22 protein-coding genes and 1 pseudogene are annotated in these 24,983 nt (G+C 67.2%); 10 read left to right on the top strand and 13 right to left on the bottom strand.

Features of this window, described 5'->3' with window-relative positions:
• A complete protein-coding gene (locus CD928_RS17250) occupies window positions 1–489 on the bottom strand; it encodes a demethoxyubiquinone hydroxylase family protein (RefSeq protein WP_095388664.1) in 489 nt (162 codons plus the stop codon).
• Between the two features lie 41 nt (window positions 490–530).
• Window positions 531–728: a hypothetical protein gene (locus CD928_RS17245; protein WP_141237188.1), complete on the bottom strand. Its 198-nt coding sequence runs from the start codon at window positions 726–728 to the stop codon at window positions 531–533.
• Between the two features lie 79 nt (window positions 729–807).
• On the opposite strand from CD928_RS17245, the gene CD928_RS17240 reads away from it, so the two are divergent.
• Both CD928_RS17240 and aat read left to right on the top strand, forming a co-directional pair.
• Window positions 808–1,635 carry a class I SAM-dependent methyltransferase gene (locus CD928_RS17240; protein WP_095388333.1) on the top strand — a complete coding sequence of 276 codons (828 nt, stop codon included), beginning with the start codon at window positions 808–810 and terminating at the stop codon, window positions 1,633–1,635.
• A gap of 8 nt (window positions 1,636–1,643) precedes the next feature.
• Window positions 1,644–2,402, top strand: a complete 759-nt coding sequence (gene aat, locus CD928_RS17235) for a leucyl/phenylalanyl-tRNA--protein transferase (RefSeq protein ID WP_095388332.1) — start codon at window positions 1,644–1,646, stop codon at window positions 2,400–2,402.
• Window positions 2,403–2,446: 44 nt separating this feature from the next.
• Here the strand turns inward: aat and CD928_RS23880 are convergent.
• The 4 genes and pseudogenes from CD928_RS23880 to CD928_RS17215 all read right to left on the bottom strand — a co-directional run.
• Window positions 2,447–2,617 (bottom strand): annotated as a pseudogene (locus tag CD928_RS23880) (DUF2155 domain-containing protein); the annotation flags it as partial.
• Window positions 2,618–2,856: 239 nt separating this feature from the next.
• Window positions 2,857–3,243, bottom strand: coding sequence for an NADH:ubiquinone oxidoreductase subunit NDUFA12 (locus CD928_RS17225; RefSeq protein ID WP_095388331.1), 387 nt, complete (start codon window positions 3,241–3,243; stop codon window positions 2,857–2,859).
• A 76-nt stretch (window positions 3,244–3,319) separates the two neighbouring features.
• Window positions 3,320–3,781: a DUF192 domain-containing protein gene (locus CD928_RS17220; RefSeq protein ID WP_095388330.1), complete on the bottom strand. Its 462-nt coding sequence runs from the start codon at window positions 3,779–3,781 to the stop codon at window positions 3,320–3,322.
• A 33-nt stretch (window positions 3,782–3,814) separates the two neighbouring features.
• On the bottom strand, window positions 3,815–4,345 hold the full coding sequence (locus CD928_RS17215; RefSeq protein ID WP_255247226.1) for a RecX family transcriptional regulator: 531 nt from the start codon (window positions 4,343–4,345) through the stop codon (window positions 3,815–3,817).
• A gap of 223 nt (window positions 4,346–4,568) precedes the next feature.
• Here CD928_RS17215 and CD928_RS17210 point away from each other — a divergent pair, with 223 nt between their 5' ends.
• The 3 genes from CD928_RS17210 to CD928_RS17200 all read left to right on the top strand — a co-directional run bounded on the left by CD928_RS17210 (window position 4,569) and on the right by CD928_RS17200 (window position 9,691).
• Window positions 4,569–6,320 (top strand): fatty acyl-AMP ligase, encoded by a 1,752-nt coding sequence (locus CD928_RS17210; protein ID WP_095388328.1) that lies wholly within the window; start codon window positions 4,569–4,571, stop codon window positions 6,318–6,320.
• 271 nt (window positions 6,321–6,591) lie between these two features.
• Window positions 6,592–8,946 carry a bifunctional diguanylate cyclase/phosphodiesterase gene (locus CD928_RS17205; protein WP_095388663.1) on the top strand — a complete coding sequence of 785 codons (2,355 nt, stop codon included), beginning with the start codon at window positions 6,592–6,594 and terminating at the stop codon, window positions 8,944–8,946.
• A gap of 175 nt (window positions 8,947–9,121) precedes the next feature.
• Entirely contained in the window at window positions 9,122–9,691 is a 570-nt protein-coding gene (locus tag CD928_RS17200; RefSeq protein ID WP_095388327.1) for a CHAP domain-containing protein, read from the top strand.
• Window positions 9,692–9,741: 50 nt separating this feature from the next.
• On the opposite strand, the gene CD928_RS17195 is transcribed toward CD928_RS17200, so the two are convergent.
• Both CD928_RS17195 and CD928_RS17190 read right to left on the bottom strand, forming a co-directional pair.
• Complete coding sequence (locus CD928_RS17195; protein ID WP_095388326.1) at window positions 9,742–10,014, bottom strand: DUF3297 family protein; 273 nt, start codon at window positions 10,012–10,014, stop codon at window positions 9,742–9,744.
• A gap of 99 nt (window positions 10,015–10,113) precedes the next feature.
• On the bottom strand, window positions 10,114–10,560 hold the full coding sequence (locus CD928_RS17190; protein ID WP_095388325.1) for a hemerythrin domain-containing protein: 447 nt from the start codon (window positions 10,558–10,560) through the stop codon (window positions 10,114–10,116).
• Between the two features lie 139 nt (window positions 10,561–10,699).
• Here CD928_RS17190 and CD928_RS17185 point away from each other — a divergent pair, with 139 nt between their 5' ends.
• The 3 genes from CD928_RS17185 (at window position 10,700) to CD928_RS17175 (ending at window position 17,344) form a co-directional block, all read left to right on the top strand.
• Complete coding sequence (locus CD928_RS17185; protein WP_095388324.1) at window positions 10,700–11,575, top strand: Ku protein; 876 nt, start codon at window positions 10,700–10,702, stop codon at window positions 11,573–11,575.
• Window position 11,576: 1 nt separating this feature from the next.
• Window positions 11,577–14,081: a DNA ligase D gene (ligD, locus tag CD928_RS17180; protein WP_095388323.1), complete on the top strand. Its 2,505-nt coding sequence runs from the start codon at window positions 11,577–11,579 to the stop codon at window positions 14,079–14,081.
• 224 nt (window positions 14,082–14,305) lie between these two features.
• Entirely contained in the window at window positions 14,306–17,344 is a 3,039-nt protein-coding gene (locus CD928_RS17175) for a TonB-dependent receptor (RefSeq protein WP_095388322.1), read from the top strand.
• Window positions 17,345–17,384: 40 nt separating this feature from the next.
• Here CD928_RS17175 and CD928_RS17170 read toward each other — a convergent pair whose 3' ends face one another.
• The 5 genes from CD928_RS17170 to CD928_RS17150 all read right to left on the bottom strand — a co-directional run bounded on the left by CD928_RS17170 (window position 17,385) and on the right by CD928_RS17150 (window position 22,378).
• Window positions 17,385–18,338 carry a hypothetical protein gene (locus CD928_RS17170; RefSeq protein ID WP_095388321.1) on the bottom strand — a complete coding sequence of 318 codons (954 nt, stop codon included), beginning with the start codon at window positions 18,336–18,338 and terminating at the stop codon, window positions 17,385–17,387.
• On the bottom strand, window positions 18,335–19,084 hold the full coding sequence (locus CD928_RS17165) for a hypothetical protein (RefSeq protein WP_141237187.1): 750 nt from the start codon (window positions 19,082–19,084) through the stop codon (window positions 18,335–18,337). Before CD928_RS17165 ends, CD928_RS17170 begins: the two co-directional genes overlap by 4 nt.
• A gap of 88 nt (window positions 19,085–19,172) precedes the next feature.
• Entirely contained in the window at window positions 19,173–21,005 is a 1,833-nt protein-coding gene (gene typA / locus CD928_RS17160) for a translational GTPase TypA (protein ID WP_095388319.1), read from the bottom strand.
• A 99-nt stretch (window positions 21,006–21,104) separates the two neighbouring features.
• Window positions 21,105–21,725, bottom strand: a complete 621-nt coding sequence (locus CD928_RS17155) for a D-Ala-D-Ala carboxypeptidase family metallohydrolase (RefSeq protein ID WP_095388318.1) — start codon at window positions 21,723–21,725, stop codon at window positions 21,105–21,107.
• On the bottom strand, window positions 21,722–22,378 hold the full coding sequence (locus CD928_RS17150) for a 5'-methylthioadenosine/S-adenosylhomocysteine nucleosidase (protein WP_095388317.1): 657 nt from the start codon (window positions 22,376–22,378) through the stop codon (window positions 21,722–21,724). The genes CD928_RS17155 and CD928_RS17150 overlap by 4 nt, the downstream gene beginning before the upstream one ends.
• Window positions 22,379–22,746: 368 nt before the next feature.
• On the opposite strand from CD928_RS17150, the gene CD928_RS17145 reads away from it, so the two are divergent.
• A complete protein-coding gene (locus tag CD928_RS17145) occupies window positions 22,747–23,706 on the top strand; it encodes a bile acid:sodium symporter family protein (RefSeq protein WP_095388316.1) in 960 nt (319 codons plus the stop codon).
• Window positions 23,707–23,769: 63 nt separating this feature from the next.
• Entirely contained in the window at window positions 23,770–24,981 is a 1,212-nt protein-coding gene (locus tag CD928_RS17140) for a toxic anion resistance protein (RefSeq protein ID WP_095388315.1), read from the top strand.
• The last annotated feature ends 2 nt before the right edge of the window (window positions 24,982–24,983 follow it).

Here is a 24,983-nt window from a genome sequence, read left to right as displayed (position 1 = left end):
CTAGAGCCGCATCCCAAGCCAGATCACCGCTTCGGTCGAAGCGGCCACGATCGGGTCGATGAACCGCGACCAGTGGCTGCCCCCGAGCCGCTCGACGGATTCGTCGTGATGCTGCTGTTCCTCCACGATGATCTCGCGCAATATCGCGGTTGCCGCCGCATCGCTGTCCTTCAGCGCCTCGATCTGTTGAAGCATGTGGCGTAGCACGACCCGTTCGATTGCGACCGTGGTCGCCGCTACCGCTTTGGCGCCCGCCAGGCCGGTCACGACTCCCAACAGGAAGCCGCCCCCGCCGCACAGATGATAGCTGCTGCAGCGGCCGCGACCCCGGCGGCCCAGCTCGGCGAAAAAACGTGCGCGATGATCTTGCTCATGCGCCAAAAATCCATCGAGTTCCGCAACCAAGCCGGGCGCTCGCCAAGGTGCAAAGAAGCGCTGTGCACGATAGATGCAGACCGCTCCATGCTCGCCCGCATGATCGACCTTCATCACGCGGTCGCCGAGCGATTCCCCCGTGCGGAGCCGCGCGATCAGGTCCCCGCTCCGCCATGCAGCCAAACCGCCGCGCTCAGCAGCGCGACCGCAACCGAGGCGAGCGCGATTCCGCGCCACGGCATGAAGCCGACATTGTCGACGTCGCGGCGGTGGCGGCGGCGCCAGTCGGCGGCCTCGGCGATCCCGAACAGCGCGGCGGCGCCGATGCTGACCGACAGCATGGACACTTGCATTGATCGGGCTCCCTTCGCACTATGGCCGCCGCCCACCCGGGCCGGCGCGACCGGTCCTCCCCAGCCGAGAGGTGCCGATATGCGTCATTTTCCTTCCGTTGCAAGTGCCCTTCTGATTGCCGCCTGCGCCGCGTGCAGCGCGCCGTCGGGCAAGGCCACCGCGCAGGAAAATGCGGACAAGGGCGAAGACGCGATCACCGCCGCCGTCGCCGCGCCGAGCCGCACCCCCGCCAACACTGCGCGCGACCGCTATCGCCACCCTGCCGAAACGCTCGCCTTCTTCGGTGTGAAGCCCGGCGGCACGGTGGTCGAGCTATGGCCCGGCGGCGGCTGGTACACCGAAATCCTCGCCCCGCTGACCAGGACCGGCGGCGGCACCCTCTACGCTGCGGCCCCCGCAGGCCGGCTCAAGACGATCGAGGGCTGGCAGGCGGGCAAACCCGACGTCTATGGCGCGGTCAAGCTTGCCGAATTCCCGCACGAGGACGGCACGAAGGTGCCCGACGGCAGCGCCGACGTCGTGCTGACCTTTCGCAATGTTCACAATTGGCGCTTTGATGGCAGCGACAATACCGCCGAGGCGTTCCGGCAGATCTATGCGATGCTCAAACCCGGCGGGATTCTCGGCGTCGTCGACCATCGCCTGCCCGAGGCGATGGATTCGGCGCTCGAGGAGAAAAGCGGTTATATGAAGCGCTCGTCGATCGTCGGCTTCGCCGAGGCCGCGGGGTTCAAGCTCGCGGGCGAGAGCGAGGTCAACGCCAACCCGAAGGACACGCACGACTATCCGGGCGGCGTCTGGACGCTGCCCCCGACGCTGAGCCAGAAGGACGAGGGCCGCGAAAAATATCTGGCGATCGGCGAATCGGATCGCATGACGCTGAAATTCGTGAAGCCTGTGTCCTGACGCGGCATATTGAAACCATCGACCCCGCGCTGCTGCTCAGCGCCTATGCGCAGGGGCTGTTCCCGATGGCCGACGGGGCCGACGACCCGTCGGTGCACTGGGTCGAGCCGCGGCTGCGCGCGATCCTGCCGCTCGATGGCTTCCGCCTGTCGCGCAGTCTCAGGAAGACGATCGTCGCCGACCGCTTCCGTGTCACCACCGATACCGTCTTTCCGGAGATGCTCGCACTCTGCGCCGAGGCGGCGCCCGACCGGCCGACGACCTGGATCAATCCTGTGATCAAGGCGAGTTACGAGCGATTGTTCCGGCTCGGCCACGCGCACAGCGTCGAATGCTGGCTGGACGGCGAGCTCGCGGGCGGGCTCTACGGCGTGTCGCTCGGGCGCGCCTTCTTCGGCGAATCGATGGTCAGCCGGGCGCGCGACGCGTCGAAGGTCGCGCTCGCGCACCTCGTCGCACGGCTGCGTGCGGGCGGCTGGCGATTGCTCGATTGCCAGTTCATCACCCCGCATCTCGCGAGCCTCGGCGCGATCGAAATCCCGCAGGCCGACTATCTCGCGCAGCTCTATTCGGTGCTGTCGGGCACCGAGGGGGCGGCTGGCGCGGGCGCAGCAGGCGCGGCGGGCGCCGCGCTGCCCTCGCCGCCGTTCGTCGCCGGCGACTGGGGCGCGCTCGACGCCGTGGGCGCCGCGGCCGCGGCCGGCTTCGGCACCGACCGCGCGACGGGTTCGCCGCCCGGATATGTCATCGCGCAGCTTTTGACATAGACGTCGAAGATCGGGTGCTGGATGATGTTGCGCTCGGGCCGTTCCTTGAAGATCCAGCCCGAAAAGACGCGATACCATTTGTCGTCGCGCTGATCCTGCACCGTCAGCTGCACGAAGGCGCCGGTTTCGGGCGGATCCTCCCACGGCGCGGTCTGCTCGCAGGCGCGCAGGCGCACGATCGCGCGGCCGACGCGCACCGATTCGCCGGGCTTCATCTCGAGGTCGCGGACCAGCCCGTTGCGCTTGTTGAGGAGGCCGAGCACCGCGACGCGCTCGGCCATCGGGGTCGCGCCTTCGATGCCGCCGACTTCCTGCGGCACGGTTTCGGAGCGCACGACCTCGGGCGCCTTGGCGCTTCCGCCCGTCTTGTCCGCCGCGCGGTCGCATCCCGCCAGCGCCGGAACCGCCAGCAGCAGGACGAGCGCGGAAACGAGCGGACGCGGCATTGCGGCGTTCACTCGGCGCCGGGCCGCCAGGCCTCGTAATCGCCGGTCGCGGCGGCGCGGCGCCCCCCGCGTTCGAGCGCGCCCGCCGGGCGATAGGCGCCTAGACTGCCGGTCAGGTTCGCGGTCGCATCCTTTTCCCACGCGCGCGGTGCGGGCAGTATGTCGGCGGGCAGCTCGTCGAAGGTGCCGTGCAGCCAGCCGTGCCATTCGGGCGGCACGCGGCTCGCATCGTTCGACCCCTTGTAGAGAACCCAGCGCCGCTTGCCGTCGCGCGAACGGAAATAGCGATTGCCGAGGCCGTCCTCGCCGACCTGCGTGCCGGTGCGCCAGCTGTTCAACAACGTGCCGACGGTCGCGCCGTCCCACCAGGTGAAAATCTTGCCCAGGATGCTCATGGCTGCGGCGTTTACAGGCAAGGCCGTGCGCTTCGCAAGCGCGAAAGGGCGCGGCTCGGACGTTTATGCGCCCGCCTCAACGATCCTTCCAGCTCACCGTCGCATCCTCGTCGAGGCCGAGCTTCGCCGCGGTGCCGCCCGCGAGTTCGAGCACCGCCGCGACGTCGCCGCCGCTGACCACCGGATCGAGGGATTCGGGAATCGTGTTCTCGGCGATCCGGTCGATGCTGCCGTCGGCGCGGATGAAGATCATGTCGAGCGGGATCAGCGTGTTCTTCATCCAGAAGCTCGCGATCCGCGGCTTGGGAAAGGGGAAGATCATGCCGCCGTCGGCGGGCAGGCTGGTGCGGAACATCAGCCCGCGCGCCTGCTCCTCGCTGGTGCGCGCGACCTCGACATTGAACTTGTGCGTCTTGCCGCCTTCCTGGATCGTCAGCGGGATCGTCGCCGCGCTTTCCGATTGCGCGTCGCTGTCCTTCGCGCAGGCGGACATGGGCATCGCCATCGTCAGGGCAAGAGCGGTCAAGATCACGCGCATCGGCACTTCCTTTCGCCAGAACGGGGGCTTTTCCTAGTCGAGCGCCGCGCCCTCGTCCAGCGCCGCCAGCGCCGCTTCGTCACCCGGCGCGATCGCGAGGATGCGGCGCGCGAGGCCGGGCGCGTGGCCCGCGCGCGCGAAGGCCGCGACCTGGCGCTCGCGCAGCGCGGGGTCGGCCGCCGGCCCGCTCGCATAGGGGCCGACCCGCCGCCGCCGCGCAAAGCCGAGCGCCGCGGCGAACGCCGCCGCCTCGGCGCTTTCGATCGCCTCGCCCGCGTCGGCCTCGCCGATGCCGTCGACCCACAGCTGCGCCTTCACCCGCCGCGCGCCGAGCCCGCGCCGCGTCATCGCCGCGCCGCGCATCGCCGCATATTGCCGGTCGTCGACGAAGCCGAGCCGCTCCATTTTCGCGACGACCGTTTCGCATGACGTCATGGCGTCCGCTTCGTCCGTCCAGTCGGATTCGCGTATCTTTCGAGCGAGATAGCGTGCCAGCTTGGCCCTGCTCGTCGCGAATCGCGCGACATAGGCGAGCGCCAGCTCGTCGAGCCGTGCGGCGTCCAACGACTTTTTCCGGCGGTCGGATGGAGCGCGGCGATTGGGCATATGCCATGTTTATGCCACAGTCGGGCCCGATTGAGAACGACCAGCGCCGCCATATCGGGCCATCAAGGTCCGAAAAGGGCCGATTTGTTCCACTTGCAAGGGATCGCCGAGCGCCATCATGGATCCGAAAGATGACATGCTTGTTGCCGCGCACCCCGCTTCCCGGGACTTTGCACCCCCTATGACCGAAAAAAACAACGTCGCACCGGACGAACTCGTCCCCACGCCCACCGAATGCGCGCAGCCGCGCCGCTTTTCGGACTTCGCCACCGTCGGCGAGGCGCTCGATTATGCCGCCGCGGGCAGCCGCGGGCTCAATTTCCACGATCCGCGTGGCAAGCTCGTCCGCGCCTACAGCTATCGCGAACTCAAGGAGGATGCGAAGCGCGCCGCCTATCGGCTCGTCGCTGCGGGCGTGAAACCCGGCGACCGCATCGCGCTGATCGCGGAGACCGGCGCCGAATTCGCCGCACTCTTCTTCGGCACCATCTACGCGGGCGCCTGGCCGGTCCCGCTGCCGCTGCCGACCAGCTTCGGCGGCCGCGAATCCTATGTCGGCCAGCTCACCGTCCAGCTCACCAGCTGCGACCCCGTGATGCTGTTCTTCCCGCCCGAGATCGCGGCGATGGCGACCGAGGCCGCCGAACAGCGCGGCGTCGCACCGATGGACTGGAGCGCGTTCGAGAAGCGGGCGGCCCCGATCACCGAGCTTCCCGAGCAGAAGACCGACGAAACCTGCTATCTCCAGTACAGCAGCGGATCGACCCGCTTCCCGCACGGGGTCGCGGTCACCCACGGCGCGCTGCTCAACAATCTGTCGGCGCATTCGCACGGCATGCACCTTCAGGACAGCGACCGCTGCGTGTCGTGGCTGCCCTGGTATCATGACATGGGCCTCGTCGGCTGCTTCCTGTCGCCGGTCGCGAACCAGGTATCGGTCGATTATCTCAAGACCGAGGATTTCGCGCGCCGCCCGCTCGCCTGGCTCGACCTGATCAGCCGCAACCAGGGCACCACCCTCAGCTATTCGCCGACCTTCGGCTACGATATCTGCGCGCGCCGCATCTCCAGCCAGACCAATGTCGCCGAGCGTTTCGACCTGTCGCGCTGGCGCGTCGCAGGCAACGGCGCCGACATGATCCGCCCCGACGTGATGCAGAGCTTCGTCGACGCCTTTGGCGAAGCGGGCTTCAAGGCGAGCGCCTTCCTGCCGAGCTACGGTCTCGCCGAAGCGACACTCGCGGTCAGCATCATGCCGCCGGGCGAAGGGATCGTCGTCGAACTGGTCGAGGAAACCGAATTGTCGGGCGGCGCCGGCGACGCCGGCCGGCCGACGCGCTACCGCGCGATCGTCAACTGCGGCAAGGCCGTCAAGGACATGACGATCGAAGTACGCGACGAGGCCGGCAACATCCTCCCCGACCAGACGGTCGGCAAGGTCTGGTGCACCGGCCCGTCGCTGATGACCGGCTATTACCGCGACCCCGAGGCGACCGCCGCCTGCATGGCGGACGGCTGGCTCGACACCGGCGACATGGGCTATCTGTCGGACGGCTACATCTATGTCGTCGGCCGCGCCAAGGACATGATCATCATCAACGGCAAGAACCACTGGCCGCAGGACATCGAATGGGCGGTCGAGCAGCTTCCCGGCTTCAAGTCGGGCGACATCGCCGCCTTCGCGATCACCGCACCCGGCGGCGAGGAGACCCCCGCGGTGCTCGTCCAGTGCCGCACCAGCGACGAGGCGGAGCGCATCGCGCTGCGCGAGACGATCCGCGACCGCGTCCGCGCGATCACCGGCATGAACTGCCTGGTCGAGCTGATCCCGCCGCGCACCCTGCCGCGCACCAGCTCGGGCAAGCTGAGCCGCTCGAAGGCGCGCGCGCAATATCTGGCGGGCGAAATCCAGCCCTTCGCGATGGCGGCGTAGCGGCTCGGAGCCACGACCTCTTCCTTCATCATGCTGAACTTGTTTCAGCATCCATGACCAGGTCTCTCCTGCTGCGCCGCGTCTCATTCGCGGGCAGACCATGGACCCTGAAACAAGTTCAGGGTGACGAGATATAGGAGATCGGCTTCGGCCTCCCGAGCAGCGCACGATTTCCCATCCCCCAATTCCGTCCCGCCGCGACACAGAATCGCGCGGCGGGGCGCCGCGCACGGTTACCATCGGGTAACCCTGCGCCGTTATGACGGGCTTTGTGACAAGCCTGCTGACCGACCATAGACCGGCCGACGACGTTTCCGCGCGCACCCTGATGGGGCTGGGGTCGCGGCACGAGGAGATCGGCAACCTCCGTCTGCTTCAGCTCGCGCCGCTTCGCGGCAAGGGGGCGCTGCGGCTGTGGATGGGCATCGGCATGGCGCTCGTCGCCGCCTTCACCCTCGTCACCCGCCTGCCGTGGGAGATCGCGGGGGGCTGGCTGACGACGGCGCTGCTGTTCAGCCTCTGGTCCTACCGCTCCTTCGCCGTCCTGCCGCTTGGCGACCCGACGCTTTCGAGCGCCTCGATCTTCCGGCTGTGCCACCGCCACGCCTTTTATTCGGCGCTCCTGTGGTCGGTCCCCTTCTGGTTCGAGGGCCTGTCGCCGACGCTCGAGCATGTGTTGTCGATCTGGCCGATCGCGCTGCTGATGATGCTGACCCTCGCGATGGTCGCGCACAGCCTCCCGCTCGCCTGCGCGCTGTTCATCGTCCCGGTCAGCCTGTCGGCGGCGGCGGCGCTTTTGCTCGCCGGCGCGCCGCAGCTCGCGGCGATCGCGCTCGTCGCCGGGCTGCTGCTCTGCGGCTTCTGCATCCGTTTTGCCCAGAATCACGTCCGTTTCCGCCGCGCCGAGGAAACGCTGCACGAAAAGACCGAGACCGTCAGCTTGCTGCTGCGCGAGTTCGAGGAAACCTCGGCCGACTGGCTGTGGCAGACCGACAACAGCCGCCGCCTCGTTCATGTCTCGCCGCGCCTCGCCTTCGCGCTCGGCGCCACGCCCGATGCGCTCGAAAGCGTGCCGCTGCTCCAGGCGCTCGCCGGCGACGCCTGGGAAACCGGCGATTTCCCGAAAAGCCTGCACGACATGGCCGAGCGGATGAAGCGGCGCGAGAGCTTCTCGACGCTCATCGTCCCCGTCACGATCGACGGCCAGCGGCGCTGGTGGGAGCTTTCGGCCTCGCCGCGGCTCGACGATCAGGGCAAGTTCCTCGGCTTTCGGGGGGTCGGCTCCGACGTCACCGAACAGCGCGCCTCGGCCGAGCAGATCGCCCGCATGGCGCGTTTCGACAATCTCACCGGCCTCCCCAACCGCCTGAGCCTGCACGAGGATCTCGGCCGCGCGCTCGCGCATGCGCAGGGGGCCAAGGCGCGCTGTGCGCTGATGATGATCGACCTCGACCGCTTCAAGGCGGTGAACGACACGCTCGGCCACCCGGTCGGCGACCAGCTGCTCGCGCAGGTCGCGACGCGGCTCAAGAGCCTGATGGCCGGCGGGATGACCTGCGGCCGGCTCGGCGGCGACGAGTTCGCGGTGGTGCTCCACGACGTCGCCTCGGCGGTCGAGGCCGAGACGATCGCGCACCGGATCATCGCGGCGCTGAGTCGCCCCTATGTCGTCGACAACCACCAGCTCTTCGTCGGCGCCAGCATCGGCTATGCGATGGGACCGCAGGACGGCGCGACGGTCGAAACGCTGACCCGCAACGCCGACCTCGCGCTCTACAAGTCGAAGGACAAGGGCGGCAACGTCGTCGCGCCTTACGTGGCCTCGCTCCATGCGCAGGCCGAGGAGCGGCGCGTGATGGAGCAGGAACTGCGCGGCGCGCTCGAACGTCGCGAGTTCGAGCTTTACTACCAGCCCGTCGTCACCGCCGACGACGGCACCCTCAACGGGTTCGAGGCGCTGATCCGCTGGAACAGCCAGAAGCTCGGCAATGTCTCGCCGGGCCGTTTCATCCCGCTCGCCGAGGACAGCCGGCTGATCGCGCCGATCGGCGAATGGGTGCTGCGCAACGCCTGCTCCGAGGCGATGCGCTGGCCGTCGAACCTCAAGGTCGCGATCAACGTCTCGGCCGAACAGCTCACCGACCCCAATTTCGCCTCGCTCGTCGTCTCGGCGCTCGCGCAGAGCGGGCTTCCGCCCCAGAGGCTGGAGATCGAGGTGACCGAAAGCGTGTTCCTGCGCGACGGTGGCGGCGCGGCACAGTTGCTCGACCAGCTAATCGCGCTCGGCATCCGCCTCAGCCTCGACGATTTCGGCACCGGCTATTCGTCGCTCGGCTATCTGAGGAAAACGCAATTCTCGACGATCAAGGTCGACCGGACCTTCGTGGTGGGCGCGGCCAAGGGGCACACCGAATCGATCGCGATCATCCGCGCCGTCGTCGCGCTCGCCGACAGCCTCGGCATGGCGACCACCGCCGAGGGCGCCGAAACCGAGCGCGAGGTCGAGACGATCCGCAGCCTCGGCTGCAGCAACATCCAGGGCTATTATTTCGGCCGCCCGATGCCCGCGAGCGACGTCCTCACGCTGTTCCGCGCGCCCGAATCGCTACCCAGCGCCGCGGCCTGACGCCGCTCCGCGGCGGCGAACCGATAGGCCCGCGCGACGAATTGAAATACTTACCAAAAGGTTCCGCAGCCCACCGCAGCGATCCCGCATTTCGTCGCGCGACGCTGGTGGCCTTCGCCGGCTTCGCGCACACAGCCTCCACGCTTGAAGACAAGCCAATGGGGGGTCGCATCTCATGCCTGTTCGCCGCTTTCTGGGTGCCGCCGTCGCGTCCGTGCTGATGCTCGCCGGTCTGATCAGCACCCCGGCCGCCGCGCTTCAGTGCGTCCCCTTCGCCCGCGCCGAATCGGGCGTCGAAATTCACGGCAATGCGAAGACCTGGTGGGCGCAGGCGGCGGGCGACTACGACCGCGGCCAGGAACCCCGCAAGGGCGCGGTCATGGCGTTCGCCGGCACGCGCAGCATGCCGCTCGGCCATGTCGCGGTGGTCGAGAAGGTCGTGAGCGACCGCGAAATCCTGATCAGCCACGCCAACTGGTCGCCGATCAACGGCCGCCGCGGCCAGATCGAGCGCAACGTCCGCGTCGTCGACGTCAGCGACGCCGGCGACTGGAGCGCGGTGCGCGTCTGGTACGCGCCGATCGGCGATCTCGGTCTGCGCGTCAATCCGGTGCAGGGCTTCATCTATCCGAACGGCGACGCGGGCGATAATCCGCGCAGCGGCTTCGACGCGCCGGTGTGGGCCAAGAACGACTGGAAGCCGGGCAACGGCCTCGAACTGGTCGCGGCGTCGCTGGGCAACTGAGCTCCACATCCTCCCGTCATTGCGGGCGAAGCGAAGCAATGACGATTTAATTAGGCTTCGCCACCTTCGTCGCCGCTATCCGCAGTCGCATCCTCGAACCAGGCTTCGACCTCGCCCGACAGCTTGATCGTCATCGGCTGGCCGAAGCGGTCCTTCGATTTGCCCGCGGCGACGCGAATCCAGCCTTCCGAGATCGAATATTCCTCGACGTCGGTGCGTTCCTTGCCCTTGAAGCGGATGCCGATGCCGCGCTGGAGCACCTCCATGTCGAAATGGGGCGACCGCGGGTTGGTCGACAGGTGATCGGGCGGGGTATCGGTCATTTGAAAATCTCCAGGCTCTGCGGCGCGGCTAGGCGAGCGGGACGCGCAAATCAAGGGGCCCCGCGCGCCGCGGCAGGCACCCGCGCGCGAACCCGCCTTTCATCTCGACGGTTGAAGACCCTGCTCGGCCAGCCGGTCGACGAGCGGATAAAGCTCGCGGTTCTCGCGCTCCATCCGTTCGTCGAGGGCGGCCAGCATCGCCCGGCTTTCAGCCCGGAATGCCGGCCATTCGGCCGCGACGCGCGCGGGCGGCCAGCGCCGGTCATAGGCGTCATAATCGTCGGCGACATGGCCCATCGCATCGGCGAAGTCGCGCGCGAGCCGCGCCGCGTCGGTCTCGCCCGCCGCCCGCAAACGCGGATAAAGCGCCCAATCCTCGCACTTCAGATGACGCGTCAGCGTGTCGCGGAGCTGCGCGCGAATCGGCTCGATCTCGGTCGATGGCGGAGCGGCAGACGCCTCGAGCAAATCCGCCAACTGGCGCGACAGCCGCGCCAGTTCGGCATGCTCGGCGCGCAGGCGGCGCATTTCGTGGACGAAGGGCATAGGTTTCCCTCGATGCGAACGGCCCCATCTTCGCTTTAATCGGCGAGCATGAAAAGAGGGTAAAACCCGCGCGGGCGAGCGCCGCGGAACCCGCGGGCCCTGCCGATCATTTGGTGGGGGAGCAGCGAAAGGACTCTCGATGGCCGCCCGCGCCTATTGGAAGGGGCAAATCCGGCTCGCGCTGGTGTCGATCCCCGTCGAAATCTATCCCGCGACCAGATCGGGCGCGAGCATCAGCTTCCGCCAGATCCATGAGCCGAGCGGCAAGCCGATCCGCTATGAAAAGATCGTGCCGGGCATCGGCGCGATCGACACCGACGACATCATCAAGGGCTATGAGACGTCGAAGGGCCAATATGTCCTGCTCGAGGACGAGGAGATCGAGGCGGTCAAGCTCGAGAGCAAGCGGACGCTCGAACTCGTCCAGTTCGTCGACGCGGGCGACATCGACATCCTCTATTATGCCAAGCCCTATTATGTCGTCCCCGCCGACGAACTCGCCGAAGAGGCCTATATCGTGCTGCGCGAGGCGCTGCGACGCTCAAAGAAGGTCGGGCTCGGCCAGCTTTCGGTGCGCGGGCAGGAACAGCTCGTGGGACTGCGTCCCTGCGGCAAGGGCCTCGTGCTCGAGGTGCTGCGCTACGCCGACGAGGTGAACAAGGCCGCCAATTATTTCCGCGACGTCGGCAATGCGAAGCCCGACCCCGACCTCCTCGACCTCGCCGAAACGCTGATCGACAAGAAAAGCGGCAAGTTCGACGCGTCGGACTATCACAATCACTATGTCGACGCGCTGAAGCGCGTGATCGCCAAGAAGGCGAAGGCGAAGGGCAAGAAGGTGCTGGAGGATGTCGAGGAACCCGCGGGCATCGATCGCGGGTCGAACGTCATCGACCTGATGGCGGCCCTCAAGGCCTCGGTCGAGGGCAGGAAGCGGGCGCCCGCCGAAGCCCGCAGGAAAGCACCGGCAAAGAAGGCTCCGGCCAAGAAGGCGCCGGCGCGCAAGCGTGCATGACATGGCCCGCGCCGACCCCCTTGCGCAATATAACGCCAAGCGCGACTTCGCGCTGACCCCCGAGCCCGCGGGCAAGGTCGCCAAGGGCCAAGGCCACCGCTTTATCGTCCAGAAGCACGATGCGACGCGGCTCCACTACGACTTCCGGCTCGAAGCGGACGGCGTGCTCAAGAGCTGGGCGGTGACCAGGGGCCCGAGCGCCGATCCCGCCGACAAGCGCCTCGCCGTGCGCACCGAAGACCACCCGATGGCCTATGCCGAGTTCGAGGGGGTGATTCCCAAGGGCGAATATGGCGGCGGCACGGTGATGCTGTGGGATCGCGGCAGCTGGGCGCCGGTCGAAGGCAAGAGCGCGAAGGATATCGAAAAAGGCCATCTTCACTTCATCCTCGACGGGACACGGATGAAGGGCGAATGGCTGCTCGTCCGCATGAAGCCGCGGCCGGGCGAGAAGCGCGAGAACTGGCTGCTGCGCAAGGTGAACGACGCCGAGGCCGGCGGCGGCGACGAACTGACCGGCCGCCACCTCACCAGCGTGCTGACCGGCCGCACCATGGCCGAGATCGCGGGCGACGCGGGCGGCGAGCAATCGCTGAAAGGGGCGAAGGGCGCGGCGTTCGCAAAAAAGATGCAGACCGCCGCCGCGCATAACAAAAAGGTCGCAAGGCCGAAAGCGAAGGGAAAGCCCCCCGAATTCCGCCCGCTCCAGCTCGCGACGCTCGTCGATGCGGTGCCGGCGGGCAATGGCTGGTTCCACGAGATCAAATATGACGGCTACCGCGCCGAGATCGCCGCGGCGGGAAGCGAGGTGCGCGTCTATACCCGGAACGGCCTCGACTGGACCGACAAGTTCGTCCCGCTCGTCAAGCATGTCGCGGCGCTCGACCTGCCGCCCTGCCTGATCGACGGCGAGATCGTCGCCTATGGCACGGACGGCAACCCCGATTTCTCGTCGCTGCAGGCGGTGCTCAAGCGCGGCCACGGCGCGCAGGACGAAGGCACCGAGCTCCTCTTCTTCGCCTTCGACCTCCTCGAAGAGGGCGGAAAATCGCTCGCCAAACTCGGCAATCTCGAACGCAAGGAGCGGCTCGAGGCGCTGCTCCGCGGCGCCAGTACGCCGATCGCGGTCGCCGATCATGTCATCGGCGCCGGCGAGACGCTCTATGGCGCGATGTGCCGCGCGGGGCAGGAAGGCATCATCTCGAAACGCGCCGACGCCGCCTATGCCGGCCGCCGCACGAAGAACTGGGTCAAGGTCAAATGCACCCGGCGGCAGGAATTCATCCTTGTCGGCTGGAAGCCATCGTCGGCGAAGGCGCGCCCCTTTTCCTCGCTGCTCCTCGCGCAGCGCGAGGGCGGCGAGCTCGTCTACAAGGGCAATGTCGGCACCGGCTTCGACGCCGCGACCATGGCCGACCTCGCGAAGAGGTTCGCGAGTCGCGAACGCAAGACCGCGCCGCTCGCCGTCGACAAGGCCGCCGCGCGCAAGGTCCATTGGCTGAAGCCCGAACTCGTCGCCGAAATCGCCTTCGCCGAATATACAGCGAGCGGATCGGTGCGCCACGCGAGCTTCCTCGGCCTGCGCAGCGACAAGGAGGCAAGCGACGTGACCCCCGAAACGCGGCAACCCGCCCCCGCACCCGGAAGCGATGTCGTCATCACCAGCCGCGACCGCGTGATCTTCCCCGAGGCGAAGGCGACCAAGGGCGACCTCGCCGACTATTATGCCGCGGTCGCGCCCATCATGCTCGCGCACATGGCGCGCCGCCCGGTCAGCCTCGTCCGCTGCCCGCAGGGACGCGCGAAGAAATGCTTTTTCCAGAAGCATGATTCGGGCAGCTTCGGCGACCATGTCCATCATGTCCCGATCCGCGAAAAGGACGGGGGGCACGAGGATTATCTCTATGTCGAGGACGCGGACGGCATCCTCGCCTGCGTCCAGATGGGGACGATCGAGTTCCACGGCTGGGACAGCCATGTCGATGCGCTGGAAAAGCCCGACCGCATGGTGTTCGACCTCGACCCCGACGAGGGGCTCGGCTTCGCCGACGTCAAGAAATCCGCCGCCGATATCCGCCGCCGACTCGCCGACATCGGGCTGGTCAGCTTCGCGATGCTCTCGGGCGGCAAGGGGGTGCATGTCGTCGTGCCGCTCGATCCGGGGCACGGCTGGGACGCGCACAAGGATTTCTCGAAGCGCTTCGCCGAAGCACTCAGCCTCGCCGAGCCCGACCGCTATGTCGCGACGATGAGCAAGGCGAGGCGCAAGGGCAAGATCTTCATCGACTGGCTGCGCAACCAGCGCGGCAGCACCGCGATCATGCCCTATTCGGCGCGCGCGCGCGAGGGCGCGCCCGTCGCCGCGCCGATCGGCTGGGACGCGCTCGCCGATGTCGAAAGCCCGCGCCGCTGGAGCATCGCCGACGCCCAGGACCTGCTCGACCGCGCCGCGAGCGCCGAGCTCAAGGGCTGGGGCTTCGCGCGGCAGGCGCTGCCCGATTACTGACCGGCGCGCGCTCGCGCCGTCCCCGACCCGTTCGGCCGCGCGGGTTGGACCCGCGATCGGTCCCGCCATTCCCTTGCAACCCTCTCCCCCTTAAATTGGTAGGACACAATGTCCTACCAATATTTGCATGTTATAATATTTCTTGGTCTGCATCATTGGTTGACATTTTATGCAGACCAATCCAGCGTCGCGTCCCATAACCAAAATGGACAGGGAGAGAGTCGATGACAGGGGTGGGGACAACCGAAACCGGAGCGCGTTCGCGCGGACGCTCGCTCGCCACGCTGCTCGCGAGCACCGCCGCGGTCCTGATCGCCGCGCCCCTGCAGGCGCAGGAAACCCCGGCCCCGGCCCCGACCAACGAAGGCGACGGCGACGCGATCGTCGTCACCGGGATCCGCAGTTCGCTTCAGAATGCGCTGGTCGAAAAGCGCGACGCGAACAATCTGGTCGAGGTGATTCAGGCCGAGGATATCGGCAAGCTGCCCGACCAGAATCTGGCCGAAGTCCTCGAAAACGTCACCGGGGTCCAGATCACCCGCCAGGCCGGTGTCGGCAACGCCGTGCAGATCCGCGGCACCGACGCCAACCGGGTCGAGATCAACGGCGTGTCGACCGTGGGGTCGGGCGCGGGGCGCTCGGGGATCAGCTTCGAGGACCTGCCGGCCTCGCTGATCGCCTCGGTCGAGGTGATCAAGGTGCCGACCGCGCAGACGATCGAGGGATCGGTCGGCGGCACGATCAATCTCCGGACGATCCGCCCGCTCGACCTGCAGGGACCGCTGATCGCGGCGCGGGCGCAGATGGAGAATAGCGACCTCGCGAAATCGACCCTGCCGCGGCTGTCCGCCACCATCGGCAACAATTGGGACACCGGCATCGGCGAGATCGGCATCGTGGTGAGCGGCAGCTACGCCCGGCAGGACGTCGCCGCCTTCAAGCCGCGCGTCGACCGCGACGCCGTGGTCCTCCCCGGCTCGGGGCCCAGCGCCGAAGCCTTTCCCTTCCTGCGCATCCAGTTCTTCCAGCAGGGGCTCGAGAATTACGAATATGAAACCTACAACGGCACCGCCGCGCTCGAATGGAAGCCGAGCGACAATCTGAAGCTCTATTTCGACGCGACGCTCAACAACCAGACCCGCGGGCAGCAAAGCCACCGGGTGCAGATATCGGGCACCGCGACGCCGTCGGTCGTCGACGCCACCGACAACACCGCCTTCGAGACGGTCGATTTCGGGACGCTCGACGGGCCCGACGGCCCGATCGACCTCGGCGAGGTTCAGGCGACGGTCGCGGGCACGATCGGCATCGGCGGCTCGACCGGCACCGTGATCGACCCCAATATGCGGACGTCGAGCGACACCGGCGCGCGCGTGACCAAGAGCCGGGTGTTCGATTTCGGCACCCAATGGGATGCGACCGACAAGCTGACCGTGCGCGCGGAGGTGTCGCTGTCGACCTCAAAATCCAAATTCCCGAACTTCTCGACCGCGCTCGATTTCATCAATCCGAACGGGCCGCAGCCGGCGATCGGGCGGAGCATCGACAATGGCGTTCCGCTGGCGTTCGACCTGACGGGCGGCACGCTGCAATTCGGCATCGACCAATCGAGCCCCTTCGCTCCGACGACCGAGCAATTGCTCGATCCCGCCAATTACCAGCTGCAACAGGTCGCGCAGGGCGCCAACACCACCGACAATCAGGAACGCGCCGCGCGGCTCGACCTCCACTACGACACCAGCGACCTCAACCCGTTCGTGACCTCGATCGACGTCGGCTATCGCTGGAACCGGACTTCGGCGGAAAACAACGAATTCTCGCGGAACGTCAGCCTGACCAACACGACGAGCGCCTGGAACCGGCCGTCGGGCGACCTGTTTTCGGATATCCTGATTCCGGGGCCGAGCAATTTCAACGCCGCCGACGGGCGCGACCTCTATTTCGGCGACTTCCTGCTGATCGACGGCGGACTCGCGTTCCGCGACCCGGCGAGCGTGCTCGACGCGCTCAATTCCGCGATCGCCGCGAGCAACGCCGCCGCCACCCAGGGCCCGCCGGTCGCCTCGCTCGCCACGCCGACCGAATCCTTCGCCGGCTTCTTCAGCATCAAGGAAACGACGAACGCGGCCTATTTCCAGGCCAATATGGAGGGCGACATCGCCGGCATGCCGCTGCGCGGCAACGTCGGCGTCCGCTGGCTCCGGACGAACCTCTCCTCGATCGGCAACAATATCGCCAACGGGCAGGTCACGGGCCAGATCGTCGCGAAGAGCAATTATAATTTCCTGCTGCCGCGCCTCAGCCTCGTCCTCGAGCCCGCCGACAAGTTCCTCGTCCGCGCCGGCATCTCGCGCGACATCCGCCGTCCGAACTTCGACACGCTGTCGACCTCCTATTCGTTCGGCACCGGCGCCAACACGCCGGTCGCGGTGGGCAACCCCGACCTCGTTCCCGAGGCGGTGTGGTCGTTCGACCTGTCGGGCGAATATTATTTCGCGCCGTCGAGCCTGATCAGCATCGGCTTCTTCCACAAGAGCCGCACCAATTTGTTCGCGCAGCGGCAGGAGGATCCCGCCCCCAATCTCGACGCCGACGGCAATCTCCACATCTCGATCGACCCCGCCTGCCCCGGCGGCGGCATCTACAACCCGATCGCCAACCGCAACATCAACAACCCGATCCAGGGCGTCGGCATCTGCGTCCCGCGCAGCTCGACCTTCAACGTCCCCGGCACCACGACGCAGACCGGCGTCGAAATCGCCTTCCAGCACGATCTGTCGGCGTGGGAGGACGTGCTCGGCTTCGCCTCGGGCTTCGGCTTCATCGGCAATTTCACCTATCAGAAGACCGGCGGCTCGGCGCACGAATATCGCGCCGCCGACGGACCGCGCACCGTCTTCACCCAGCTCGGCCACCCCGGCTCACAGGATCTGATCACCCTCGCGAACCTGTCGAAATATTCGTACAACACGACGCTGTTCTACGACAAATACGGGCTCAACGCGCGGCTGCGCTACACGTGGCGGTCGAGCTACGTGTCGAACGACCCCTTCTTCTTCGGGCTGCCGCTGATCAACGGCGCGCGCGGCCAGCTCAACGCCAGCATCAACTACGACATCAACGACCACATCAATGTCGGCGTCGAGGGCATAAACCTGCTGCGCGGCGACCAGAACCAATATTGCGTCAACGACAAGGCGCTGCTGTGCTTCCAGGGCCTCACCGACCGCCGCATCACCGCCGGGCTGAGCGTGAAGTTCTGAGGTTCCAGGGCGGCGGCGGAGAATCCGGGGCCGGGGCGGCTCAATCGAGCCGTTCGCCGACCTTGTCCTCCAGGCTGTCCGCCGAATCGATCACCAGCAGCGGCCCGCCGAGGCAAGCGATCACCGAGAAGTCGGAGGAAGCGTCGAGGATGGTCCCGGGCGCAGCCGAGGTCCAATGCTCGCCCATCGGACCGTCATAAGCGATCGCGTTCCTGAAAACGCAGCGCCGCGGCTCGTCCCCGGACGACAGCGTCGCAAAGGCGCCCGCGAAGGGCGGGGCCGAAGCGCGAATGATGCCGAGCAGCTGGTCGCGCGGCATCGAGGCGAACTGCAGCCGGCTATCGTCGGGCGTGAGTTTCGGCAGCCAGATCGACGGGCCATCCGGCTGATCGATCAAGGGGATTGCCCCCGCGGCATGCGCGGCGAACAGGCGCTCGGCGCTCAGCTTGATATCGACCAGCGCCTTGAACTGCAGGATCGCGATGGTGTCGCGCTCGGCGATCGGAAGTTCGGTCGTCTGGAACAGGGCGCCATCGTCCGCGCCGGCCGCGTAGCGAAAGCAATTGTGGAAGACCCGGTCTCCCGAGAGCCGCAGGGTCCAGTTCAGCGGCGAACGCCCCCGGCCGTTGGGAAAGCGCATTCCGCTGCCGTGAAAGCCGAACACGCCGCTTGCGAAACGGTCGAGAATCTCCTGGGGAATCAACCGCTGCCAGCCGGTGCAGATCGCGAGATCGAAACCGTTTTCGGTGAAGAAGCGCTGATCGTCCGCGCCGCTCAGCCGGTAGTTCGAGCATTCATAGACCGCGATGCCGAGATCGCGGCACACCCCCGCCATATCGTTCGCGCCCCCGGCGATATCGACGCCGGCGCGCGCCGTCTCGCCCAGCGTCACGACGAGATCGGGCGCCATGTCGATCCGCACGAGATGGCGGATGAGCGACAGCGCGGTCTTCTTGTTGCCAAAGACGACGCGGCTGAAATGGCGCCCGGTCAATTTGCCATGATCCGATCATAGTGATTGCATTCGGATCGAATGATCTCGACGAATTCCGCCCGGTTCCGTTCGATCAACTCGTGGAAATTGTCGCGCGCCTCCGCGCCGTCCCCGGTCCATTCGTCGGCGTGCAGCAGGATCTGGAATTTCCGGTATTTGCTGTCGTCGAGCGGGTGGCCATATTTCCAATTGTGCTGGCTGTCGGCCATATAGAGTATCTCGGCGGGCGGCGCGCCGTCGGTCAGCTCGAAATATTCGGGCGCATAGGCATTGATGATGTCGTCGAGAACCGGTTCCTCGAGCGCCAGCACCCAGCGGGGCGGACGATGGTAGCTGAAGCGGTCGACGGCCCGGCCGAGGATCGCAGCCAGAATGTCGCGCTGGAACGCCAGTTCGCGCCGGAGCGTCGCGACGTCGCCCGGCTCGATGTGCGACACGTACAGGTGCAGGCCGACATGATGCCCGGCCTCGGCGATCTGGCGGATCAGGGCCCGATTGGCGACGCTGAGCGGATTATAGGCGCCGTTCATGACCTGGAAGAAGAAGCTGGCGCGAATCCCGCATTCCGAATCGATCTTCATGAGGTCGAACGCACGCGACACGCTGAACTCGACATCGTGCCGGATGATGCAGAAACTGTCGCGGCCCGCGGTATCCGGATAATCGCAGATGATCGGCTTATACTTCGATATGATGTCCCGGTATTCCTGCAACGACCAGGCCATTTTCTCACGAACTTCAGCCACATCCGATCCTTTCGCTAGACCTGCAGTATCGACGGGAATCTGCCGAACTCAAGGGGTAAAGTCGGCGGCGCGACCCGCCGACGGGTCCCTACGCCGCTTCCTTCTTGCGCGACGCCTTCTTGCGCTCGTGCGGATCGAGGATCGCCTTGCGGAGGCGGATGTTCGCCGGGGTGACCTCGACCATCTCGTCGTCGTCGATATAGGCGATCGCCTGTTCAAGCGTCATGCGCTTGGGCGGGGTCAGGCGGATCGCGTCGTCCTTGCCGGTCGAGCGGAAGTTGGTGAGCTGCTTCGACTTCATCGGGTTGACCTCGAGATCCTCGGGCTTCGCATTCTCGCCGATGATCATCCCCTCGTAGAGCGCCTCGCCGGGCGACACGAACAAGATGCCGCGCTCTTCGAGCGGGCCAAGCGCGTAAGCGACCGCCTCGCCATTGCCGTTCGAGATCAGAACGCCGTTCTGGCGGCCCGCGATCACGCCCCTATAGGGGCCATATTTCTCGAACAGCCGGTTCATGATTCCGGTGCCGCGGGTGTCGGACAGGAATTCGCCGTGATAGCCGATCAGGCCGCGCGACGGGCCGCTGAAGGTGATGCGCGTCTTGCCGCCGCCCGAGGGGCGCATGTCGGTGAGCTCGGCCTTGCGGATCTGCATCTTCTCGACCACCGTGCCGCTATGTTCGTCGTCGACGTCGATGACGACGGTTTCATAGGGTTCGGTGCGCTTGCCGGCCTCATCCTCGCCATACAGCACCTTGGGGCGGCTGATCCCGAGCTCGAAGCCTTCGCGGCGCATCGTCTCGATCAGCACGCCGAGCTGAAGCTCGCCGCGGCCCGCGACCTCGAAACTGTCCTTGTCGGCGCTTTCGGTGATGCGGATCGCGACATTGGTCTCGGCCTCGCGGGTCAGGCGGTCGCGGATCATGCGGCTCGTCACCTTGCTGCCCTCGCGGCCGGCCATCGGCGAATCATTCACGGCAAAGCGCATCGACAGCGTCGGCGGGTCGATCGGCTGCGCGGCGATCGGCTCGCTGACGCTGGTGTCGGCGATGGTGTTCGCGACGGTCGCGTTGGTCAGGCCCGCGATCGCGACGATGTCGCCCGCTTTCGCCTCGTCGACCGGAACCCGGTCGAGCCCGCGGAACGCCAGCAGCTTCGACGCGCGGCCGGTCTCGATCACCTTGCCGTCCCTATCGAGCGCGTGGATCGGCTGGTTGACCTTGACCGTCCCCGACTGGACGCGGCCGGTCAGGATGCGGCCGATGAAATTGTCGCGGTCGAGCAAGGTCGCGAGGAAGGTGAAGGGCGCATCCTCGGGCAGGCCCGGGGTCGGGACGTGCGAGACGATCGTCTTGAACAGCGGCTCCAGCGTGCCCTCGCGCGCGTCGGGGCTGTCCGAGGCGAAGCCGCCGCGGCCCGAGGCGTAGAGGATCGGGAAATCGAGCTGCTCGTCGCTCGCGTCGAGGGTCAGGAACAGCTCGAACACCTCGTCGAGCACCTCGGCGGCGCGCGCGTCGCTGCGGTCGATCTTGTTGACGACGACGATCGGGCGCAGGCCCAATGCGAGCGCCTTGCCGGTCACGAACTTGGTCTGCGGCATCGGCCCCTCGGCCGCGTCGACGAGCAGGATGACGCCGTCGACCATGCTGAGGATGCGCTCGACCTCGCCGCCGAAGTCGGCGTGGCCCGGCGTGTCGACGATGTTGATCCGCGTCGCATTCTCGCCCGCACCCCATTCGACCGAGGTGCATTTGGCGAGGATGGTGATCCCGCGTTCCTTTTCGAGGTCGTTCGAGTCCATCGCGCGTTCCTCGACGCGCTGATTGTCGCGAAACGTCCCCGACTGGCGGAAAAGCTGATCGACGAGAGTGGTCTTGCCATGATCGACGTGCGCGATGATGGCGATATTGCGCAAAGACATGCGGGATAAGCCTTGATGGAAAGGGGCAGCGCCCGGAGCGCCGCGAAACGCCGCGCCCCTAACAGAAGCGCTGCTGCGGCGCAACAAAATTGCCGGGGATCAGGTGCCGCCTCCGCACGGCGAGGAGGCGGCGTGATAGTCGCCGCCCCAGCGGCGATAACCCGCGGTGTCGACGTGGAAACGCGTCGCGTTGTAGATGCCGAGCCCGACGGCGAACCGTGGCCCCGTCCGCGCATGGAGCCCGCAGAGCGCCTCGATCAGTCGGGCGCGCGGGATCGGCCGCACCGGGACCAGGTCGAGCGCGGCGAAGCGCAGGTGCCGGCTCGCCTTCGCGCCCTTGAAGCAGGCGTTGGCGACAGGATCGCGATACCCCGAAACGACGCGCACCGGCCCGATCGCGGGGACGAGCTGCTCCCGAACATAGCGCAGCGTCCCGGCCATCGCGGGCCATTGCGCCGAAGGCGGAACGGCGAAGGGCTCGGCCGATTGGCAGTTCCGCCAGCGCGCGTCGCTGCGCAACAGGTCGGCAAGCGGCAGCACCCGGCCGACCTTCTCGCGTTCGAGATAGGCTTCGATGGCCGTAACCTCGGCCTTCGCCGGCCCGTTGCGCCACGCCGCAAACATGTCGGCATCGCTCGGTTCGAACCGCTGCCGGATGGGCACCGCGAGCGCCATCGCCACCGCGAGCGCGATCAGCCCGAGCGCCGCACCCCGCCTCACAGCATCGCCACCAGCCGCTCGATTTCGCGCGCGGCGAGCCGCGCCGCGCGGACCAGATTGGCGTGAAAATCCGTACCGCTGCCCTCGTTCGCCTCGTCGGTGACCGCCTTGACCGCGCCCCAGGGGAGCCCGAGCCGCGCCGCGACCTGCGCGACGGCGCCGACCTCCATATCGACGAGCGATGCCCCGAGGCCAGCCACGAGACCTGCCGCGGCGTCCGGGCAGGCGACGAAACTGTCGCCGCTCGCGATCCGCGCGTGCGGAAGGCCGAGGCCGGGGTCAGGCATGGCCGCGAAATGAGCGTCCCCCGCTTCCCCGATCGGCCATTCCCCGGCGCGGTAGCGGCGAAAAAGGCCCGGCTGGGCGGCGCCATAATCGTGCTGCACCGCCTCGGCGAGCCAGTAAGCGCGCGCCTCCACCGCCCCCAGCGCCCCGCACGTCCCGCTCATCAGCAACAGCTCGGCATCGGCGCCCAGAACCCCGGCACAGAGCGCGGCGTTGACCTTGCCCAGGCCGGAGGTCGCGATAGTGAGCTTATGCCCATGCACGGTCAGGCGACGCGCGGCGAAAGGTCCCCCAATGGATGTCCCTTGGCCGGGAAACAGCGCCTCGCCCTCTTCGGGCAGCGCCGCCAGGATCAATATGCGCGCCATGACACCCCCTTAGCGACAGCCGCGCCCGATGCGAACGGATTCGCGAGGATGGCGGGGGACGGCCGGATGCGGGCATGTCTTCCCCCTCCCTTCTAGGGAGGGGCTGGGGGTGGGTAGCCGCCGAAGGCGGCGTTCTTTTGCGGGCTCGCTCCGCTCGCGCACCCACCCCTAACCCCTCCCTAAAAGGGAGGGGAATGGCTTAAATCCACCCCAAAACCGCCGCCATGATGGCCCCTTCATGATGCGCCGCATCGATTGCCCCTCGCTTTCCTTCTGCAACGGCTCGGTCACCATCGTTGCAAGGGAGGCCGCACCGGCCCGTCCTGGACGGTTGCCAACCCGGGCGCGCTGGGCCATCGCCGGCGCCCATGCTATCCCGCCTCTTTCCCGACCGCTTCGTTCCCGTGCTGCTGGCGACGATTGGCCTCGCGAGCCTGCTGCCGGTGCGCGGCGGCGCGGTGCCCGTCGCCGAGGGCGTGTCGACCGCGGCGATCGTGCTGCTCTTCTTCCTCAACGGCGTGCGGCTGCCGCGGGACGAAGTGCTGCACGGCATCCGCAACTGGAAGCTGCAGGGGGGAAATCTGGCCTTCTGCTTCACCCTCATGCCGCTGCTCGGCCTCGCGGCGCAGGCCGCGACCGCGCCGCTGCTGCCCGCGACGCTCGCGCTCGGCTTCCTGTTCCTCGGCGTCCTGCCCTCAACGGTCCAGTCGGCGACCGCCGCGAGCAGCATGGCGGGCGGCAACGTCGCCGCGAGCGTCGTCGCGGCGGCGCTGCTCAACCTCGTCGGGGTGATCGCCTCGCCGCTGCTGTTCGCCGCGCTCGCCGGCAGCGCGGGCGAGATTCACGGCGCGGCGGCGTTGCGTATCGCGCTGATCCTGCTCCTCCCCTTCCTCGCCGGCCAGGTGGCGCAGCGCTGGCTGCGGCCGTGGGTGCTCGCGCATCGCGGCGCGGCGACCTTCATGGACCGCACCTCGATCGCGATCGCGGTCTATGTCGCCTTCTCCGCCGCGGTCGTCGGCGGCATCTGGCGCCTGCTCGACGGGCGCGAGCTCGGCATCGCCTTCGCCGCCGTCGCGGCGATGCTCGCGCTTTCCTTCACCGGTGCGTGGCTGCTCGGCAGCCTCCTGCGGCTGCGCAGGCCGGACCGCGTCACCCTGCTCTTCGCCGGGGCGCAAAAGAGCATCGCGGTCGGCGCCCCGCTTGCCGCAACGCTGTTCCCGCCCGCCACCGCCGGCATGGTGCTCGTCCCGATCCTCGTCTATCATATGGCGCAGCTGATCCTGTCCGCGTGGATTGCGCCTTGGCTCAACCGCCCGGAAACGGTGTAGTGCTTGAATAACACAGGGCCGCATGCCATATAGGCTGGCGGCATCGGGGTGGAAGGAAAAGGAATGAGCGACAACACCGCAACGGCGACCGCGACCGACGAGCTGAAGCTGACCCCGCCCGAACCGCTGCCCCCGCTGGCGCCCGAAAAGGCGGCGGGGCTCGTGCCGCTGTCGACCGAGCAGAAGTCGAAGCTCGAGGAGCGCGTCGACGGCTTCATCGACGATCTCGTCGCGCAGGACGAGAATTCGCCCGAATTCGGCAAGCGGATCGACCAGATCACCAATATGGGCCGCAAGGAGATGCTGGAGGCGGCGAACCATTCGAACCGCTTCCTCGATCGCCCGATCAAGGCGATGGACCGCGACACCGACATCGGCCAGAATCTGATCGAGCTGAGGAGCACGGTCGAGCGGCTCGACCCGTCGGCGAACGGCAAATTGCTGTCGAAGCGCGGTTTCCTCGACAAGATCTTCGGCAGCAAGATCACCAATTATTTCGCGCAGTACCGCAGCGCCCAGACGCATATCTCGGGCATCCTGACCGCGCTCGCCAACGGCAAGGACGAGCTCTTGATGGACAATGCCGCGATCGACGTCGAGCGCCGCAAGATGTGGGAATCGATGGGCAAGCTCGAGCAGATGGTCCACATCGCGGGCACGCTCGACCAGCGGCTCGAGGCGAAGGCGGCCGAACTCGACGGCACCGACCCCGCCAAGGCGAAGATCATCCGCGAGAACGCGCTTTTCTATGCGCGCCAGCGCACGCAGGACCTGCTGACGCAGATGGCGGTGACGGTGCAGGGCTATCTCGCGCTCGACCTGGTCAAGAAGAACAATGTCGAACTGGTGAAGGGCGTCGACCGCGCGTCCACGACCACCGTCGGCGCGCTCAAGACCGCGATCACCGTCGCGCAGGCGATGACCAACCAGAAGCTGGTCCTCGAACAGATCACCGCGCTCAACACCACGACCGCGAACATCATCGACGGCACGTCGAAGATGCTGAAGGACAATACCGCGCGCATCCACGAGCAGGCGGCGTCGAGCACGATCCCGATGGAAACGCTCAGCCGCGCCTTCCAGAACATCTACGACACGATGGACGCGATTGACACCTTCAAGCTGAAGGCGCTCGACACGATGAAGACGACCGTGACCGCGCTGGAGGGCGAGGTCGCCAAGTCGAAGGGCTATATCGCGCGCGCCGAGGGCGCGAGCCAGGCGCAGGCGAGCGTCGGCGGCGCCGACAGCCCGCTCGCCGCGCTGGAGGCGTGAGG

Origin of the sequence: Sphingopyxis sp. GW247-27LB (assembly GCF_002277025.1) — a bacterium.
In the GTDB taxonomy this organism is placed as follows: Bacteria; Pseudomonadota; Alphaproteobacteria; order Sphingomonadales; family Sphingomonadaceae; genus Sphingopyxis.
Note: the sequence above shows the minus strand (reverse complement) of the source record. Positions and strands in the feature narration are given on the sequence as shown.